The following is a 14,023-nucleotide window of genomic DNA, read 5'->3' as shown; positions in this document are numbered from 1 at the left end:
GCAGTTGTCCATCGAGATCGCCAACGAGTCCGGTGTCGACGTCGACACGGACGCCGTGCTCGCCGTCGCCCGGCACGCCCTCGACGAGATGGGGGTCAACCCCCTCGCCGAGCTGTCCGTGCTGCTGGTCGACGTCGAGTACATGACCGAGCTGAACCACCACTGGATGGGCGGCGACGGGCCGACCGACGTGCTCGCCTTCCCCATGGACGAGGGCAGCGTCGACCACGGCCCGGGTGAGTCCGCGCCGGCCGGCGGCGAGCCGGCCCTGCTCGGTGACATCGTGCTGTGCCCCGAGGTGGCGGCCAAGCAGGCGGCGACGGCCGGGCACACGCCCGCCGACGAGCTGCACCTGCTCACCGTGCACGGGGTGCTGCACCTGCTCGGTTACGACCACGCCGAGCCGGAGGAGGAGCGGGAGATGTTCGGGCTCCAGGCCCGGCTGCTGGCCAGCTGGCGGTCGACCCGCACCCAGTGATGTCCACTCCTCCGTTACTCGCGGCCGGTGCCACCGCCGGCCTTCCCGACCTGCAGCTGATCGTCTTCGCGGCCGGCCTGGTGGTGTTGGCCGGCCTGATCGCGATGACCGAGGCGGCACTCGCCGCGGTCTCGCCGGCCCGGGCCGCCGAGTTGGCCCGCGACGGTGTGCGTGGTGCCAAGACCCTCCAGGTCGTCGCCGGCGACGTCGTCCGGCACCTCAACCTGCTCCTGCTCCTGCGACTGCTCGCCGAGTTGACCGCCACCACGCTCGTCGCGTTGGTCGCGGTGGACAGCTTCGGCGCGGGCTGGCGGGCCGCACTGGTGACCGCCGGCGCGATGACGGTGGTCAGCTTCGTGGTGGTCGGCGTCGCGCCGCGCACCATCGGCCGGCAGCACGCGTACGCCGTGGGTCGAGCGGTCGCGCCGATGGTCCGCTGGCTGGGCCGGGCGCTCAACCCGCTCGCGTCGTTGCTGATCCTGATCGGCAACGCGGTCACCCCGGGGCGCGGCTTCCGGGAGGGGCCGTTCGCCACCCAGGTGGAGTTGCGGGAGCTTGTCGACCTGGCCGAGCAGCGCGGCGTGGTCGAGCACGGCGAACGTCAGATGATCCACTCGGTCTTCGCACTCGGCGACACCATCGCCCGCGAGGTGATGGTGCCGCGTACGGAGATGGTGTGGATCGAGGAGGGCAAGACGCTCGCGCAGGCGCTGGTGCTCTTCCTGCGCTCCGGCTTCTCCCGCATCCCGGTGATCGGCGAGAGCGTCGACGACGTGTTGGGTGTGCTCTACCTCAAGGACCTGATCCGTCGCTCCCGGGGCGGCGACCCGCAGGCCGAGCAGTTGCCGGTGGCCGAGTTGATGCGCCCGGCGACCTTCGTGCCGGAGTCCAAGCCGGTCGACGACCTGCTGTCGGAGATGCAGGCGGCCCGCAACCACCTGGTCATCGTCGTCGACGAGTACGGCGGCACCGGCGGCCTGGTCACCATCGAGGACATCTTGGAGGAGATCGTCGGTGAGATCACCGACGAGTACGATGTCGAACGCCCGCCCGTCGAACGTCTGGCGGACTCCTCGGTGCGGGTGACCGCCCGCCTGCCGGTGGAGAACCTGGGCGAGATGTTCGACACCGACCTGCCCACCGACGAGGTGGAAACGGTCGGTGGCCTGCTCGCCCAGTCGCTGGGGCGGGTGCCGATCCCCGGCGCGGAGGTCGAGGTCGCCGGCCTCCGGTTGGTCGCCGAGGGCACCACCGGCCGGCGCAACCGGATCGACACCGTCCTGGTCAGCAGGGTCGAGCCGGGCCACGAACACGACACCGCGGGGCGCGGCGAGCACGCCGCCCCCGGGGACGACACGGACAACTACCGAGACGACGAGAGGCAATCCGCCGATGCCTGACACACCCGCCGCGCCCACCGCCCGATCCACTCCCACCGCGGCGGCCGAGTTGAGCGCCGAGGACGGCAAGCTCGTCGTCCTGGCCCGGGGCGCCCGGGCGCGGGTCGGTGCCGTGGAGGGCGCCGCGGTCCGGGATCAGGACGGGCGGACGTACGCGGCGGCCAGTGTCGCGCTGCCCTCGCTGACCCTCACCGCGTTGCAGTTGGCGGTCGCGTCGGCGGTGGCGGCCGGGGCGAGCCGGCTGGAGGCCGCGGTGGTGGTGACCGAGGCGTCGACGCTGGACGGCGCCGGTCACGCGGCGGTACGCGACCTCGCGGCCGACGCCCCGATCCACGTTGCCGCACCCGACGGCACGGTCCTCGGCACGGTGACCCAGTGAGCCCCGTGCAGGACCCGGAGGCGCGGCCGTACCGGGCTGGTTTCGGCTGTTTCGTCGGTCGGCCCAACGCGGGCAAGTCGACGCTGACCAACGCCATCGTCGGCACCAAGATCGCCATCACCTCGAACAAGCCGCAGACCACCCGGCACGTCATCCGGGCCGTGCTGCACCGCCCGGAGTCGCAGCTGGTCCTGGTCGACACCCCGGGCCTGCACCGCCCTCGGACGCTGCTCGGCGAGCGCCTCAACGACCTGGTCCGGTCCACCTGGACGGAGGTCGACGTGATCGGTCTCTGCATCCCGGCGAACGAGCCGGTCGGACGCGGTGACAAGTTCATCACCGGCGAGCTGGCCGAGTTGAAGGCGACGGTGCTGGCGGTGGTCACCAAGACCGACCTGGTGGACAAGCGCCAGCTGGCCGAGCAGTTGCTCGCGGTCAGCAAGATGGGGGACTTCGCCGAGATCGTGCCGGTGAGCGCGGTCTCCGGGCACCAGGTGGACACACTCGTCGACGTGATGACCGGCTACCTGCCGCCGTCGCCGCAGCTCTACCCGGACGACATGCTGACCGACGACCCCGAGCAGGTGATGGTCGCGGAGCTGATCCGGGAGGCCGCCCTGGAGGGGGTCCGCGACGAGCTGCCACACTCCATCGCCGTCGTGGTGGAGGAGATGGTCCCCGAAGGTCAACTGACGAAGATCTACGCCGACGTGTACGTCGAGCGACCCAGCCAGAAGGCGATCGTGATCGGTCATCGGGCGAGCCGGCTCAAGGAGGTCGGCACCAACGCCCGTCGGCAGATCGAGGAGCTGCTGGGCGGCCGGGTCTATCTCGACCTGCACGTACGGGTGGCGAAGGACTGGCAGCGCGACCCGAGGCAGCTGCGCAAGCTGGGCTTCTGATCCACCGCACGGACCGGCCGGCGGATCGGGCCGGCCGGCATGGGGTACGGCTGTCGCCGTACCCCATGATCGTCTTCGGTCGTGTCGGTGGAAAGATTCACGTTCGGTCGGGGGTGTCGTCCGTTTCGCGCGGGCACCGCGCAGGGTAGGGGAACTACGCCAAGCGTCCCCGACCGAGATGCAGGCTGATGCGCAACAGGTACCTCGACGTGCTCCGTTTCCTGGCCATCGTCCGAGTGGTCGTCTACCACGTCACCGGGTGGGCGACCCTCACCCTCGTCTTCCCTGCCATGTCGGTGATGTTCGCGCTGGCCGGTTCGTTGATGGCCGCGTCGCTCACCCGATCCGGGCCGGCGGCGGTCGGGCGTCGGCTCCGACGGCTGCTGCCGTCGCTGTGGGTGCTCGCGGCGGTCTTCGTACCGGCCATGCTGCTCAGCGGGTTGCCGGTGACCCCTCGGGTGCTGCTGTGGCTGTTCCCCATCGCCGACCCACCGGCCAACGACTGGGGCGCCCTGGCCCTGAGCGTCATCTGGTACCTCCGCGACTACCTGTGGTTCGTGCTCGCCTCACCCGTCGCGTTCTGGCTCTTCCGGCGTGCCCCGCTGCCAACCCTGCTCGCCCCGTACCTCCTCCTGGTGGCGATCGAGGCGGGGATCTACCCGGCGCCACCGGTGCTGCGCGAGTTCGGGCTGTACTTCGGAGCGTGGATGCTGGGCTTCGCCCACCACGCCGGGATGCTGCGCCGGCTCTCCGGCCGGGTGTTGTACCCGGTGGCGATCGCCCTCGCGGTGGGCGGCGGCGCCTGGATCGTCGGGCATCCGGGCCCTCGCGGGTACGACCTGAACGACAACCACCTGGGCAACGCCCTCTGGTCGGCCGCGTTCATCCTGGTCGTCCTCGGTCGGGCTCCCTCCGGGGTGGAGTGGCTGGGTCGGAGCCGGTTGGTCGACCGGGCGGTGACGGTGGTCAACCGGCGGGCGCTCACCATCTACCTCTGGCACATGCCGTTCGTGGTGGCGCTCACTCCGCTGGTCGACGTGGTGGGTTGGTCCCACCAGGATCCGGTGGGGCTGGCCATCCGGGTGTTGCTGGTCTTCGCGCTGGTCGGCCTGGTCACCCTCGCCGTCGGCTGGGTCGAGGACGTCGCCGCCCGTCGCCGCCCGGAGGTGATCCCCGGTGGCCCGAGCCGACCGGTGGTGGTGCCCGCCCAGCGGCCGGCCGGGGAGCAGGCCACCGTCGACGTCAACGCAGGCTGATCGTCACGTTGCCGCTGCCGGCCGAACCGTCGAGCACCAGTGACGCGGTCGGGTCGTCGGCGACGGTGACCCGCGCGTCACCGGAGTCCGCGCCGGAACGGACCCGGTAACTGCCCGGCGGCACCAGCAACATCACGTCGCCGCTGGACGCGTGCGCCCGCGCCGCAGCCGGTTTGTCCAGCTCGACGGTGACATTGCCGGAGCCGGCCTCGGCATCCGTCGTGCCACCGAGCCGCCGTGCGGTGATGTCACCGGACCCGGCGCGTAGGCGGACGGCCCCGCTGACCTCGCTCACGTCGATGTTGCCGGAACCGGTCTCCACCTCGACCTTGCCGCTCGCGTCGACGACCCGCACGTCCCCCGAGCCCAGCCGAAGCTCCACCGCGCCGACCTTGCTCAGCTCCACGTCACCGGAACCGGACTCGCCCTGGAGGGCCACGCCCTCCGGCACCGTCACCTCGTAGGAGACGCTGCACCGGTCGCCACAGTCGGTGTCCAGCACCAGCTCGTTGCCCTTGATCTCGTACCGGGCCCGGGGCTCGCCACCCTGGTAGCGCACCACCCGCTTGATCCGCGCCTCCGCCGCCGTGCCGGTGCCCCGGACGACCACGTCGCCGGAACCCGGCAGCACCCGGATGCTGGTGATCTGCACCGGCTCGGTGTCGTCGTAGTCGAGCCGACGCATGGCCAGGTTGTCACACCCGGCAAGCACGATGAGAGTGGTTGCCAGCCCCAGGGCGACGGGGGCGGTGACGCGACGACGGAGACCGCCGGTGGTCGGTTGCATTGCCATGGCCAGCACGCTACGGCCGGTGGAGAGTCACGCGCATCGGGGTTACTCCGCGCGTCCACCCCGAACCAACCCTGATTTCACACCCCGAGGGAGAATGGCCCGATGGCCGGGTACCGCCGACAGCTCTACCGCGACGACGCGGTGGTGCTGCGTGTGCAGAAACTCGGCGAGTCCGACCGGATCATCACACTGCTCACCCGTCGACACGGCCGGCTGCGGGCGGTGGCCCGGGGGGTCCGCCGCACCATGAGCAAGTTCGGCGCCCGGCTGGAACCGTTCGGTCACGTCGACCTCCAACTCGCCGGTGACCCGAAGGGCAACCACGGCAGCGCGCTGCACACCGTCAGCCAGGTCGAGGGCATCGACCTGTACGGCAAACGGTTCCTGGGGGACTATCCGCGATACACGGCGGCCAGCGCGATCGCCGAGACCGCCGAACGGTTGACCCCGGTGGAGCGGGAGCCGTCCCTACGGCTGTTCCAGCTCACCCTGGGCGCACTGAAGGCACTGTCCCGGGGCGAGCACGCCACCACCCTGGTGCTCGACGCGTACCTCCTGCGGGGGATGGCCCTCGCCGGTTGGGCGCCGGCGCTGATCGCCTGCGCGGTCTGCGGCACCCCGGGTCGGCACCGGGCGTTCTCGGTGCCGGCCGGCGGCGCGGTCTGCCCGGACTGTCGACCACCCGGCGCGGCCCACCCCGCGCCGGCCACCATCGACCTGATGTCCGCGCTGACCACCGGCGACTGGGTGCTCGCCGACGCCACCGACACCGGGGTACGCCGGGAGTGCAGCGGGCTCGTCGCGGCTCACCTGCAGTGGCACCTGGAACGCGCGCTACGCTCGCTGCCGCTGGTCGACCGGGGTCCCTCGGCGGCCGGCGCGGCCTCGCCACCGGAAGGCGCCGGGGCCGTGGTGCTCCGGCCACGCGGCGACGTCGAGGCCGGAGCGGACGGTGCGAACAGGGAGTGACCGAGTGATCCGATCGAAGAAGGCCAGCCGGCGCGAGCCGACGCCGCCGACCCCACACCCGTCCGGCGCCCGGCCGCCAGCGCTGCCCGCCGGGGCGGTGCCGAAGCACGTGGCGGTGGTGATGGACGGCAACGGTCGGTGGGCCAAGGACCGCGGGCTGCCCCGCACCAAGGGGCACGAGGCGGGGGAGCACAGCCTCTTCGACACCATCGAGGGTGCCATCGAGATGGGCATCCCGTACCTGTCGGCGTACGCGTTCTCCACCGAGAACTGGCGGCGCTCGCCGGACGAGGTCCGGTTCCTGATGGGGTTCAACCGGGACGTCATCCGTCGCCGCCGCGACCAGTTGGTCGACCTCGGCGTCCGGGTGGTCTGGTCGGGTCGACCCGGGCGGCTGTGGAAGAGCGTCATCTCCGAGTTGCAAACCGCCGAGGAGATGTCCCAGGGCAACTCGACGCTGACCCTGCAGTTCTGCGTCAACTACGGCGGGCAGGCCGAGATCGGCGACGCCGCCGCGGCGATCGCCCGGGACGTGGCGGCCGGCAAGCTCGACCCGGCGAAGGTCACCGAGAAGACCGTCGCGAAGTACCTCTACCACCCGGAGATCCCGGAGGTGGACCTGTTCCTGCGCCCCTCCGGGGAGGAACGGATCTCCAACTTCCTGCTCTGGCAGACCGCGTACGCCGAGTTGGTCTTCCTGGACACGCTCTGGCCCGACTTCGACCGCCGTCACCTCTGGTACGCGTGCGAGCTGTTCGCACAGCGGGACCGCCGCTTCGGCGGCGCGCTGCCCAACCCGGTCGCCCCGGTTCTGAGCTGACGCGCTTACCCGCACGTCACACTGGGTACCAGTGATGTCAGAAGCCACTGACGGAGGTGAACCCACATGATCCAGAAGCGCATTGCCCAGTGGGCGGTGATGGCGGTCGCGGTGCCACTCGCGGCTGCCGGTGCCCGCCGACTCAGCCACACCCTGGAGGCCCGCCGTGGTCCCTCCGGAGCGACCCGGCTCCTGACCAAGGGTGCCGACCTGATCCGCCCCCAGAAGGCCAAGCGCCGCCGTTTCTTCTGACCCCGACACCCCCTGGCGCCGCCCGCGATCCTGCGGGCGGCGCTTGCGTCGCGCTGCGGCGCTGGGTTGGTGTGCGGCGCTGGGTTGGTGTGCGGCGCTGGCGTTGGAGCGGTGATCCACTCCAGGTCGGCGATGTGGGGGTATCTCGGTGAGGTGACACCCCCATATCGCCGACCTCGTGTGGATCAGAGGGCGCTGCTGTGCTGTTCCGGGATGCGGGGCACTGGCGGCGGGTAGGGTCCGAAAGTGGTGGGCCGACGGCGGTTGGAGTGCGCATGCGGGATCTCCGGTTCAAGATGATCATGGCGTTGAACGCGGCCGATCTGGGTGACCCGATCTGCGAGCAGGTGGCTGACATCTGTGCCGAGATCGCCGAGCAGCACTGCGCCGAGTTCGGCCACACACCGCAACTCCGGACCGGCGAGATCGCCGAACTGGCCACCGGAGAACCGGCCCTGACCTGGGCGCCCTCGACCCCCGACGCCGGGCAGCGTGCCTGGTGACCGCGCCAGCCCCCGCAGTGGACGTCCGTCGCGCCGACGACCGCTTCGCCACCCGGATCTCCTGGCTGGACTCGAAGCACTCGTTCTCGTTCTCCCGGCACTACGACCCAGCCAACACCCACCACGGTCTGCTGCTGGTCAACAACGACGACGTGGTCCGGCCGGGCGCCGGCTTCGAGACCCACCCGCACGAGGACATGGAGATCGTCACCTGGGTGCTCCGCGGCTCCCTGGTGCACCAGGACTCCACCGGGCACTCCGGGGTGATCTACCCGGGGCTCGCGCAGCGGATGAGCGCCGGCACCGGCATCCTGCACTCGGAGAAGAACGACGCCTGGCGGCTCAACAACCAGGAGCCGCACAGCGACCCGGTCCACTTCGTGCAGATGTGGGTGCTCCCCGACGAGCAGGGTGTCGACCCCGGCTACGAGCAACTGGAGATCGAGGACGAACTGCTCCGCGGTGGCCTGGTGCCGATCGCCTCCGGGATGGACCGCTACGACGGCGCGTCCGCGATCCGGATCCGCAACCGGTACGCGACGCTGCACGCCGCCCGACTCGCCCCCGGCGACGAGGTCACCATCCCCGACGCTCCCTTCGTGCACCTGTACGTGCCCGACGGCACCGTCACCCTGGAGGGCAGCGGGCCACTCGGCACCGGCGACGCGGCCCGGCTGACCATGACCGGCGGCCGACGCGTCACCGCCGACGAACCGGCCGAGATCCTCGTCTGGGAGATGCACGCCACGATCAACTGACCGGGGCATGCGCACCTGTCGTGTGCCCTGCTGCGCCGCCTGCCGTGCTGCGCCGCCTGCCGTGCTGCGCCGGGTGAGCGGCAGCGCGGCCACCGTCGGCCTGCCTCCCATGATCGTGCTCGAACATGGATGTAGTGGCCTCCCATCATCGGGAGGCCACTACATCAGGGATCGAGCACGATCTTGCCGTGGGCCGTGGGCCGTGGGCCGTGGGCCGTGGGCCGTGGGCCGTGGGCCGTGGGCCGTGGGCCGTGGGCCGTGGGCCGTGGGCTGTGGACTGTGGGCTTGTTTACGCCGGCGACTCGGTGCGGTCCGCGGCCCAGGTGGTGTGGAACGAACCGTCCCGGTCCACCCGCTGGTAGGTGTGCGCGCCGAAGTTGTCCCGCAGGCCCTGGATCAGCGCGGCGGGCAGCCGCTCGGCGCGCAGCGCGTCGAAGTACGCCAGCGACGACGAGAACGCGGGCGTCGGTACTCCGGCCCGGGTCGCGTCGCCCACCACCCGTCGCCAGCTCGGCACACCGGCGGCGACGGCGTCGGCGAAGTACGGTGCGACAAGCAGCGTCGGCAGGTCGGGCTGCTGGTCGTACGCCTCGCGGATGCGGTCGAGGAAGCGGGCCCGGATGATGCAGCCGCCCCGCCAGATCGTCGCCGTGCCGCCGAGGTCGATGTCCCAGTCGTACTCCTGGCTGCCGGCCCGGATGTGGTCGAAGCCCTGCGCGTACGCGACGATCTTGGAAGCGAGCAGCGCCCGACGGACGTCCTCGACGAACGCCTCCCGGTCGGTGACCTGCCACTTCTCACCCGCGTCGGGGAATGCCCGGCGGGCCGCCTCCCGCTGGTCGACGTGCCCGGACAGCGAGCGGGCGAAGGTGGCCTCGGCGATCCCGGTGATCGGGATGCCCAGGTCCAGGGCGCTCTGCACGGTCCACCGACCGGTGCCCTTCTGCTCGGCCCGGTCCTGCACGACGTCCACGAACGGTCGGCCGGTCTCCGCGTCGGTGTGCGCGAGCACGTCGGCGGTGATCTCGATGAGGAACGACCCCAGCTCGCCGTCGTTCCAGTCGCGGAAGATCTCCGCGATCTCCGCCGGCTTGGCGTCCAGACCGGAGCGGAGCAGATCGTACGCCTCGGCGATGAGCTGCATGTCGGCGTACTCGATGCCGTTGTGCACCATCTTGACGAAGTGCCCGGCGCCGTCCGGCCCGACGTGCATGCAGCACGGCACACCGTCCACCTGCGCGGCGATCTTCTCGAACATCGGCCCGAGCTTGGCGTACGACTCGGTGGAGCCGCCCGGCATGATGCTCGGGCCGAGCAGCGCGCCCTCCTCACCACCGGAGACACCGGTGCCGCTGAAGTGCAGCCCCTGCGCGCGCAGCGCCTCCTCCCGACGGCGGGTGTCGGCGAAGTGGGCGTTGCCGCAGTCGACGATGATGTCGCCCTCGTCCAGCAGCGGCACCAACTCGTCGATCACCGCGTCGGTCGGCGCACCGGCCTTGACCATGACGATGACCGCGCGAGGTCGTTCCAGTGACGCCACGAAGTCGGCCATCGTCTCGCCCGGCACGAAGGTGCCCTCGTCGCCGTGCTCCGCGACCAGGCTGCGGGTGCGCTCCGGCGACCGGTTGTGCACTGCCACCGTGAAGCCGTTGCGGGCCAGGTTGCGGGCCACGTTGCGACCCATCACCGCCAGCCCGGTCACACCGATTTGTGCCTTCGCCTGCTCAGCCATCCGTGCCGCCACCTCTCGTCACCACTATTGGCGTTCCGAACCTATCGTGATGTGGGCTGATCCGGGACCAGTGATCCACCCTCTGATACGCGGGGTGGTCGTGAAACTGCCGATGGTGGCGGCGCGACCGGTCAGCCCTCGGCGAGACGGGCCTCGACCCGGGCCACCTTGCCGGTGAGCGCGTCGGTGACTCCGGGCCGGACGTCGGCCTTGAGCACCACGCTCACCCGGGGCGCCCGTGCGGCGACAACGTCGACAGCGCGCTTCACCACCGCCATCACCTCGTCCCACTCGCCCTCGACGGTGGTGAACATGGCATCGGTCCGGTTGGGCAGGCCGGACGCCCGGACCACCCGCACCGCCTCGGCGACCAGGTCACCGACGGAGTCGTCGCCACCGAGCGGGGTGATCGAGAACGCGATCAGCATGTGCCGATCGTGCCAGTAAATCGGGTGCGCGTCCCGTCGGGCGGCCGTTAGGGTACGGACATGCGTTACTGACGCCCCATCTTCCGAGCCGGCCCGCCGCCCCGCGCCGCGGTCCGTGCGCTCGCGGGCGTCCGCATGTCCCTCCGCCGTTCGGCGGCGCTGGCTGTGCCCGATCCCGGCGAGCAGTCCCTCCACCGTTCGGCCGTCGCGTTGCGACGGTCACCAGCCGATCCGACCGGCCGCCGGCGCGCGGGACCGGCCGTTCCGGTCGGCATTGAAGGAGGCCCGCATGCCTGCCAGGCGCAATCCGAAGAAGTCCCGTAGAACACCGCTCGGCACCAACCCGACGACCGAACACGGCCGTCCCCGAGCAACCCGCCCCGACCTCGACCTCGCGGTCGAGCCGGCGGCCCAGGCCGAGCCGGCCGAGTCGGCGTCGCCGGCGGTGTTGGCGGAGCCGACGTTGCCGGCGGTGTTGGCGGAGCCGACGTTGCCGGCGGTGCTGATCGAGCCGGTGCTGCCTGCGGCCCTGGCGGAGCCGGCGTTGCCGGCGGTGCTGGTCGAGCCGGCGGAGCCGACGCTGCCGGCGGTGCGGGTCGAGTCGGCGGCGGTGCGCGACGAGCTGACGACGTCGATCGACGTGCCCGCAGCAGTCGACGCCCCGGCGGTGGGAGACCTGCCGAAGTCTGCCGGGCGACCGGCGGCACCGACGGCCGGGCCGCCCCAGGGCGGCGGCGGTCGCTCGGGCGGAGGCCGCAGCCAACAGGCCGGCCAGACCCGCCGCTACGCCTTCCGCCGCAGCTGATCGGACGTCCTGGCGCCCCGGCCACGCGGTGACGCCAGGACGTGGCAGCAACATCAGGGATGTAGTGGCCTCCTCCGCCAACGAGGCCACTACATCCCTGTTGTTGTGCGGATCATGGCGGCGGCCGGGCGGCGGGCGGCGGGCGGCGGACGCCGGCCAGCGGCGGCCAGCGGCGGGCGCCCAGGCGGCCGGGCTGCCAGCAGCGGGCGGCCGGACGACGGGCGGCGGCGAGACGGCGGCCAGGCGGCGGGCGGGCGCCCAGGCAGCGAAACGGCGGGCTCAGCCGATCAGGGGGCGGAAGGTGCCGAGGAGGACGCTCGTGGTCAGGGCCGCTCCGGCCAGGGCTGCCGCCCCGGCGACGAGGAGCCAGTCGGGGCGGGTGAAGTGCTGGCGGCGGGCCACGGTTCGGGGCGTACCGGCGTCGAAGCCACGCGCGTCCATCGCCACGGCCAGCCGGGTGCCCCGGCGGATCGCCCCGACCAGCAGCGCGAACGCGGTGGAGGCGAACAGTCGCAGCTTGGCCAGCGGGTTGCGTCCCGCCTCGACGCCCCGTGCCCGCCGCGCCATGCTGATCATCTGCCACTCCTGACCGAGCAGCGGTACCAGCCGGAACGCGGCGAGCGCCCCGATGGCGAACCGGGCCGGCGCTTTCGCGTTCTGGATCAACGCGTCGGCCAAATCGGTGGGGTCGGTGGTCGCGAAGACGATCACACCGGGCAGGGCCACCGCGAAGACCCGCAGCACCAGGCCGAGCGCGGTGAGCAGCACGCCGGTGCTCACGAACACCGGTCCCGCGTCCAGCAGGACCCGGCCGGACCGGTCGGCGGCGAAGAGCACCAGGGTGACCAGGATGCCGACGGCGCTGAGGAGCAGTGGCCAGGCCCGTCGCGCCAGCACCCGGTAGCGGATGCCGAACAGCGGCAGCACGGCGAGTTCGAGCGCGATGGCGATCGCCGGGGCCACCGGGTCCAGAGTGGCCAGCAGGGTGAACGAGAAGATCAGGGCGGCGGCGACCTTCGCCACCGGGTTGCGGCGGGCCAGTGGCGCACCGGGCGCGGCGACCGGCTCGATGCTGATCATCGCTCGTCGCCCGGGGTCGCTCGTAGGGTGACGCTGCGGTCGGCGAGCGCGGCGACGAAATCCGCGTCGTGGGTGACGGCGACCACGCCGTGTCCGGCGTCGCGCAGGTCGGCGAAGAGGTCGACCAGCTCCCGCCAGGTCCGCCGGTCCTGACCGAAGGTGGGTTCGTCACAGATCAACAGGCGGGGCGCGGTGGCCAGGGCGGTCGCCACGCTCAGCCGCCGCGCCTCACCACCCGAGAGGGTGTACGGGTTGGCAGCGGCGAGTCGGGCCAGCCGCAGCCGTTCCAGCAACTCCGCCACTGTCTCCTTGACGGCCGACTCGGGTTGGCCGGTCCGGCGGGGGCCGAGCGCCAGCTCGTCGAAGACGGTGCCCGTGACGAACTGGTGCTCCGGGTCCTGAAAGACCGACCCGATCCGCTGGGCCAGGGCGGGGGCGCGCCAGCGGTGCGGGGGAGTGCGGTGGTCCGCGCCGGCCAACTCGGCGGACGCGGTGACCCGCCCCGTGCCCGGCCGGAGCAGCCCGCCCAGCAGCAACGCCAGGGTGGACTTGCCGACGCCGTTGGGTCCGCGGACGGCGAGCGCCTCGCCGGCGCGTACCCGAAGGTCGGTGGAGGCCAGCCGGGGTGGCAGGCCGAGCCGGTCGGCGGTGAGCAACAGCTCCCCGGCCGCGGCGGTGGCCGGGCGGGGCGCGACGGGGTGACCCGGCACCCACACCCCCTCGGCGGCCAGGGCGGCGCCGTGGGCGGCGAAGACGGCTTCGGGTGTGCCGTCCGCGCGGATCCCACCGCCGGGTTCCAGGACCACCACCCGGTCGACCAGTGGCAGCGCCTCGGCGACCCGGTGCTCGACCAGGATCAGTGTGGTGTCGGAGTCCAGCGCGCCGGCCACCGCCTGCCGGATCAGCTCGGCCCCGGCCGGGTCGAGGTTGGCGGTCGGCTCGTCGAGCAACAGCAGGCCGGGGCGGAGGGCGAGCGCGCCGGCCAGGGCGAGGCGTTGCTGCTCGCCGCCGGAGAGGGCGGCCGTGTTGCGGTCCCGGGGGTACGGGAAGCCGACGCGGTGCAGCGCCTCGTCCACCCGGGGCCAGATCTCGTCGGTCGGCACTCCCCGGTTCTCCAGGCCGAAGGCGACGTCGTCGCCGCAGCGCGCCATCACCAGTTGGGTTTCCGGGTCCTGGAAGACGATGCCGACGCGCTCCCGTCCCTTGCGGGGGTCGAGCCCGTCGATCTCGACGATGCCCTCCTGCTCACCGGAGTCTTCGGGGAGCAGCCCGGCCAGCGCGCTGAGCAGGGTGCTCTTGCCGGCCCCCGAGGGGCCGAGCAGCAGAACCCGTTCGCCGGCCTCGACCCGCAGGTCGACCCCACGCAGAGCCCAGGCCCGCCGCCCAGCGTGCCGCCAGCCGAACCCCCGCAGAACGACAGCGCCCACCGAACCCCCCTTCCGCACGCTTTCTGTCGTTGTCGATCAAG

At 72.1% G+C, this 14,023-nt stretch carries 16 protein-coding genes; 11 read left to right on the top strand and 5 right to left on the bottom strand.

Going from position 1 to position 14,023, the window contains the following annotated elements; genetic code table 11:
* Window positions 1-4: 4 nt before the first annotated feature.
* From ybeY to O7631_RS31315, 5 genes are all read left to right on the top strand, one after another.
* The gene (gene ybeY, locus O7631_RS31335) at window positions 5-478 is read left to right on the top strand and encodes an rRNA maturation RNase YbeY (RefSeq protein WP_088988085.1); all 474 of its coding nucleotides are present in this window, start codon (window positions 5-7) and stop codon (window positions 476-478) included.
* Entirely contained in the window at window positions 454-1,878 is a 1,425-nt protein-coding gene (locus O7631_RS31330; RefSeq protein ID WP_278148076.1) for a hemolysin family protein, read from the top strand. Before ybeY ends, O7631_RS31330 begins: the two co-directional genes overlap by 25 nt.
* Window positions 1,871-2,257: a cytidine deaminase gene (locus O7631_RS31325; protein ID WP_278147542.1), complete on the top strand. Its 387-nt coding sequence runs from the start codon at window positions 1,871-1,873 to the stop codon at window positions 2,255-2,257. Before O7631_RS31330 ends, O7631_RS31325 begins: the two co-directional genes overlap by 8 nt.
* Complete coding sequence (era, locus tag O7631_RS31320) at window positions 2,254-3,159, top strand: GTPase Era (protein ID WP_278147541.1); 906 nt, start codon at window positions 2,254-2,256, stop codon at window positions 3,157-3,159. Before O7631_RS31325 ends, era begins: the two co-directional genes overlap by 4 nt.
* A gap of 188 nt (window positions 3,160-3,347) precedes the next feature.
* The gene (locus tag O7631_RS31315) at window positions 3,348-4,415 is read left to right on the top strand and encodes an acyltransferase (RefSeq protein WP_278147540.1); all 1,068 of its coding nucleotides are present in this window, start codon (window positions 3,348-3,350) and stop codon (window positions 4,413-4,415) included.
* On the opposite strand, the gene O7631_RS31310 is transcribed toward O7631_RS31315, so the two are convergent.
* Window positions 4,402-5,208, bottom strand: a complete 807-nt coding sequence (locus O7631_RS31310; protein WP_278147539.1) for a DUF4097 family beta strand repeat-containing protein — start codon at window positions 5,206-5,208, stop codon at window positions 4,402-4,404. The genes O7631_RS31315 and O7631_RS31310 overlap by 14 nt on opposite strands.
* Window positions 5,209-5,310: 102 nt before the next feature.
* On the opposite strand from O7631_RS31310, the gene recO reads away from it, so the two are divergent.
* The 5 genes from recO (at window position 5,311) to O7631_RS31285 (ending at window position 8,510) form a co-directional block, all read left to right on the top strand.
* Window positions 5,311-6,177, top strand: a complete 867-nt coding sequence (gene recO / locus O7631_RS31305; protein ID WP_145779420.1) for a DNA repair protein RecO — start codon at window positions 5,311-5,313, stop codon at window positions 6,175-6,177.
* A gap of 4 nt (window positions 6,178-6,181) precedes the next feature.
* A complete protein-coding gene (locus O7631_RS31300) occupies window positions 6,182-6,997 on the top strand; it encodes an isoprenyl transferase (protein ID WP_278147538.1) in 816 nt (271 codons plus the stop codon).
* A 66-nt stretch (window positions 6,998-7,063) separates the two neighbouring features.
* Complete coding sequence (locus O7631_RS31295; RefSeq protein WP_030491795.1) at window positions 7,064-7,249, top strand: hypothetical protein; 186 nt, start codon at window positions 7,064-7,066, stop codon at window positions 7,247-7,249.
* A 275-nt stretch (window positions 7,250-7,524) separates the two neighbouring features.
* Window positions 7,525-7,752 (top strand): thioredoxin reductase, encoded by a 228-nt coding sequence (locus O7631_RS31290; RefSeq protein WP_088988091.1) that lies wholly within the window; start codon window positions 7,525-7,527, stop codon window positions 7,750-7,752.
* Window positions 7,749-8,510, top strand: coding sequence for a pirin-like bicupin family protein (locus O7631_RS31285; protein ID WP_088988092.1), 762 nt, complete (start codon window positions 7,749-7,751; stop codon window positions 8,508-8,510). Before O7631_RS31290 ends, O7631_RS31285 begins: the two co-directional genes overlap by 4 nt.
* Window positions 8,511-8,799: 289 nt before the next feature.
* Here O7631_RS31285 and gndA read toward each other — a convergent pair whose 3' ends face one another.
* Window positions 8,800-10,242, bottom strand: a complete 1,443-nt coding sequence (gndA, locus tag O7631_RS31280; RefSeq protein WP_278147537.1) for an NADP-dependent phosphogluconate dehydrogenase — start codon at window positions 10,240-10,242, stop codon at window positions 8,800-8,802.
* A gap of 131 nt (window positions 10,243-10,373) precedes the next feature.
* Entirely contained in the window at window positions 10,374-10,670 is a 297-nt protein-coding gene (locus O7631_RS31275; protein WP_269682789.1) for a thiamine-binding protein, read from the bottom strand.
* A gap of 289 nt (window positions 10,671-10,959) precedes the next feature.
* On the opposite strand from O7631_RS31275, the gene O7631_RS31270 reads away from it, so the two are divergent.
* Window positions 10,960-11,475 carry a hypothetical protein gene (locus tag O7631_RS31270; RefSeq protein WP_278147536.1) on the top strand — a complete coding sequence of 172 codons (516 nt, stop codon included), beginning with the start codon at window positions 10,960-10,962 and terminating at the stop codon, window positions 11,473-11,475.
* Between the two features lie 279 nt (window positions 11,476-11,754).
* Here the strand turns inward: O7631_RS31270 and O7631_RS31265 are convergent, their stop codons facing one another.
* Together O7631_RS31265 and O7631_RS31260 are read right to left on the bottom strand one after the other, a co-directional pair.
* On the bottom strand, window positions 11,755-12,555 hold the full coding sequence (locus O7631_RS31265; RefSeq protein WP_278147535.1) for an energy-coupling factor transporter transmembrane component T: 801 nt from the start codon (window positions 12,553-12,555) through the stop codon (window positions 11,755-11,757).
* A complete protein-coding gene (locus O7631_RS31260; protein ID WP_278147534.1) occupies window positions 12,552-13,982 on the bottom strand; it encodes an ABC transporter ATP-binding protein in 1,431 nt (476 codons plus the stop codon). Before O7631_RS31260 ends, O7631_RS31265 begins: the two co-directional genes overlap by 4 nt.
* Window positions 13,983-14,023 lie beyond the last annotated feature (41 nt).

Source organism: Micromonospora sp. WMMD967, assembly GCF_029626165.1.
In the GTDB taxonomy this organism is placed as follows: Bacteria; Actinomycetota; Actinomycetes; order Mycobacteriales; family Micromonosporaceae; genus Micromonospora; species Micromonospora taraxaci.
This window is presented reverse-complemented; position numbering and strand designations above follow the sequence as displayed.